The organism is Aminobacter sp. P4_D5, from assembly GCF_056401815.1.
Window position 1 is genome coordinate 1 of record NZ_JBFUIP010000989.1, and the last position, 607, is coordinate 607.

Annotated in this window: 1 protein-coding gene; it reads right to left on the bottom strand. The window is 72.1% G+C overall.

The annotated features are described in order from the left end of the window. A partial coding sequence (locus tag AC1DWF_RS36230) for a TIGR03915 family putative DNA repair protein (RefSeq protein ID WP_476843279.1) occupies positions 1-606 on the bottom strand: 606 nt, incomplete at its 3' end. Between the last annotated feature and the right edge of the window lies 1 nt (position 607).

Below are 607 nucleotides of genomic sequence, written 5' to 3' on the forward strand. Positions count from 1 at the left end.
GGTGAGCCACAGCGCGTCGGAGGGATCGGCGAGCTCGGGCTTCTCCGCGGGCTCCTCGCTGATGGCCAATGTGCCCTCGCTCAGGGACGCGGAGCCCTTCGGCGTCAGGATCATCCAGTCCATGTCGGCGAAGCGCCGCGCGAAGAAGGGCGCGGTGCGCCCGACGATGTGGTGCTCCGGCTCGAACCAGGCGACGAAGCGGCGGCGGTCGCTCTGCGCGGGCACTTCGCGGAAGCGGACGAAGGCCGTCATCTTGTGCGCGTCTCGGCGCACGGCTTTCTCCAGCCGGCGCGCGGCCACGACGTCCGCGTCCATGGCATCGGAGAGCAGCTGACGCTCGACCTGCAGCCGCGCGATGAGCCGGTAGAGCAACTCGAAGCGGGCCGGATCGGAATGGCAGATCACCGCCTCCGCCAGTTCCAGGAAGGAKGGCGGCACGCGCGGCGGGCGCGCAATGGGCCGCGGCGGCCGCTCCTCCTCGAAGAGCCCGTCGGCGCCGAGCCGCCAGTCCACCTCATGCGGCGCGACGCCGCCCAGCAGCAGCATCCGCGCGGCGTCGCGCCACTCCGGAAAATCGGCGGCGTGCTGGAGGCGGACGGTGCGCATC